The 3,009-nt window shown below is 68.6% G+C and carries 3 protein-coding genes; all 3 read left to right on the top strand.

What is annotated here, in order from left to right; all coding sequences use genetic code 11:
- Nucleotides 1-1,423, top strand: a 1,423-nt coding sequence (locus FVW20_RS11035) for a type II and III secretion system protein family protein (RefSeq protein ID WP_196609604.1), incomplete at its 5' end; no start/stop codon positions are given.
- Nucleotides 1,420-1,752: a hypothetical protein gene (locus tag FVW20_RS11040; RefSeq protein ID WP_196609605.1), complete on the top strand. Its 333-nt coding sequence runs from the start codon at nucleotides 1,420-1,422 to the stop codon at nucleotides 1,750-1,752. The genes FVW20_RS11035 and FVW20_RS11040, both read left to right, overlap by 4 nt.
- A 12-nt stretch (nucleotides 1,753-1,764) precedes the next feature.
- Nucleotides 1,765-3,009 (top strand): P-loop NTPase family protein (locus tag FVW20_RS11045; RefSeq protein WP_196609606.1); only part of this gene is annotated, 1,245 nt, incomplete at its 3' end.

The following is a 3,009-nucleotide window of genomic DNA, read 5'->3' on the forward strand; positions in this document are numbered from 1 at the left end:
CGCGGCATGCGCCGTGCTGGCCACCGCGCTGCTGCTGGCCGTCGTCGCACAGGCCCGGGCCGACGCAACCCCCCAGGCCGTGCCGCTGGCCGTGGGCAAGTCCATGGTGGTGCGCACCGCGCAGCCAGCGGCGCGGGTTTCCATGTCCGACGAAGCCATCGCGGGCGTGGTGGTGCTGTCGCCCCAGCAGGTCTACGTCACCGGCAAGAAACCGGGCGGGGCCACGCTTACCCTGTGGAACGGGGCCGGGGTCATCACCCAGGTCTACGACATCCAGGTCACCCCGGACCTGGCCCAGCTGAAGGAAATGCTGCACCGCGTGCTGCCCGACGAAAAGGACATCATGGTCATGGCCGTGGGCGAATCCATCACCCTGGCCGGCACCGTGCGCAGCAGCGCGGGCATGACCACGGCCCTTGACGTGGCCAGGATGTACGCCCCGGACAAGGTGACCAACCTCATGCAGGTGGGCGGCGTGCACCAGGTGATGCTGGAAGTGAAGGTGGCCGAAATGCGCAAGTCGGTGCTGGAACGCCTGGGCATCGACCTGACCTACGCCTGGAACAACGATTTCGCCTTCGGCATGCTGAACCAGCTGTTCACCCTGGACAGTCAGAAGGGCGTGGTGGGAGTTGGCCCCACCGGCGCCGTGATCAGTCCCAACGTCACCGGCATGTTCCGCGCCACCTCTGGCCGGGCAAGCCTGATGGGCTTTCTGGACGTGCTGAAGCAGAACGGCCTGGTCAAGGTGCTGGCCGAACCCACCCTGATCTGCCGCAGTGGCGAGAATGCCGACTTCCTGGCCGGGGGCGAAATCCCCATCCCCGTGCCGCAGGGCCTGGGCACCGTGGCCATCGAGTACAAGAAGTACGGCGTGACCCTGGGCTTCACCCCCACGGTGGTTTCGGACAAGCTGATCAGCATGCGCGTAAGCCCCGAAGTTTCGGAACTGGACTACACCAACGTCATCGAAATCAACGGGTTCACCATTCCGGCCATCTCCACCCGGCGCGCCGCCACCACCGTGGAACTGGCCGACGGCCAGAGCTTTGCCGTGGCGGGCCTGCTGCGCGACGAAGTGCGCGAGAACATCAAGAAGTATCCGGTGCTGGGCGACGTGCCCCTGCTGGGGACGCTGTTCCGCTCCAGCAACTGGCAGAAGAACGAGACCGAGCTGGTCATCATCGTCACCCCGCGCCTGGCCAAGCCGCTGGACGGCGCCACGGCCAAGCTGCCCACCGACGGCTTTCGCGAGCCATCGGAATTCGAATTCTTCCTCCAGGGCAAGATGGAAGGCGCGGCCCCGGCCATTACCGCACCCGCCGCCTATGCCAATCCCCGCAACTCCGCCGATGCCCCTTCGGGCATGGAGGGCGAGTTCGGGCACGTACTGCCCGGCCATGCACAGGGAGGCACGAAATGAGCGCCCGCAACCGGATCATCTCTCCTGCCCTGCGGCCCCTGCTTGCGGTCTTCCGCGTCCTGTCCGTCCTTTCCGTCCTGACCGTCCTTTCCGCTCTGGCGGGCTGCGCCGGGCCGTCCAAGGATTCGCCCATTTCCGAATGGACCTTCACCCAGGGCGAGGCCTTTCGCGCCCAGCGCGACGCCCAGCGGCTGAACCCCGGCCCGGCGGACGACGATCCCGTCATCGGCCTGGATGGCCGGGTGGGCGAGCGCGTCATGAAAACCATGCGCGAAGGCGAGAAGAAGCCCGACGAAGGCAACACCCTCCGCTTCAAGATCGGCAAGTAGCGAGAATCCGCCATGAACATCACCCATCCCGTCTGCCTGCTCACCAAGCGCCTCGCCACGCGCGAAGAACTCACCCGCGTCCTCGCCCGGCAGGATGGTTTCCGCCTGGTCTCCCCCGGTGAAGCCGACGACCTCGGACTGGTCGTCCTGGAACTGGGAGACGACCTTGAGGACGATTTCGAATCCATCGCCTCGCTGGTGACCGATCCCCGCGTGGGCGAGGTGTTCGTGGCCTCGCGCCAGAAGGACCCGGACCTGATCATCCGCGCCATGCGCGCCGGGGTCAGCGAATTCCTGTCCCAGCCGTTCCGCTCGGACGAGGTGCTGGCCGCACTGGAAGGCTACGCGCGCCGCCGTCGTACCACCCGTGCAGCAAGCCCCGCGGCGGCGCCTGCCTCCGCGGGTGGCCGACTCATCCACATCATGGGCGCCAAGGGCGGCGTGGGCGCCACCACGGTGGCCGTGAACCTGGCCGTGCTTGCCGCGCGCTCCCTGGCTGGCAACGCCCCCGCACCCGATGCGAAGAAGACGGGCAGAAATCTGACCGGGCGCAACGTCAACGCCGCACGCGACATGCAGGCCATGGGCGACACGGCGCTGGCCACGGGCGGCCCCGCCCATGCGCCCGCCGCGCTGCCGCTGGCGGCGCTCATGGACATGCGCCTGCCCCAGGGCGACGTGCCACTGTTCCTGGACATGGAATATTCCCGCACCTGGGCCGACGGCGCGCGCAACCTCGCCCGCCTGGACGCCACCTTCCTGCGCAGCCTTGCCGAACGGCACGCCAGCGGCCTTGAGGTATACGCCTCGCCCGACACGGGCGACGACCTGGACGCCATCAGCCCCCGCGCGGTGAAGGCCGTGCTGGACCTGGCCCGCGCCCTGTACGCCGTCACCGTGGTGGACGGCGGCCCCTATGCCGACGAACTGGCCCTGGTCTCCATGCAGGAGGCGGAAACCATCCTGCTGGTCACCGACCTGGCCCTGCCCGCCCTGGCCGGCGCACGCCGCCTGCTGGACGACGTGGCCACCGCCGCTCCCGCCGTGGCCGCGCGCATCCAGTTGGTGGTCAATCGCATGTCGCCCCAGGCCGGGGTGGACCTGACGGAGGCCGAACGGCTGCTGGAGCGCAAGGTGTTCGCCACCGTGGGCGACGACTACGGCGCGGCCGTGTCGGCCATCAATCAGGGTGTGCCCCTGTGCGAGGCGGCGCCCCGCTCTGTGGCCGCGCGCTCGCTGGCCAAGCTGGCCGAACTG

The organism is Nitratidesulfovibrio oxamicus, assembly GCF_015731765.1.
In the GTDB taxonomy this organism is placed as follows: domain Bacteria; phylum Desulfobacterota; class Desulfovibrionia; order Desulfovibrionales; family Desulfovibrionaceae; genus Cupidesulfovibrio; species Cupidesulfovibrio oxamicus.

Coding starts and splice junctions, on each gene's coding strand:
- FVW20_RS11040 (WP_196609605.1), top strand. CDS start 1,420: ATGAGCGCCCGCAACCGGATCATCTCTCCTGCCCTGCGGCCCCTGCTT.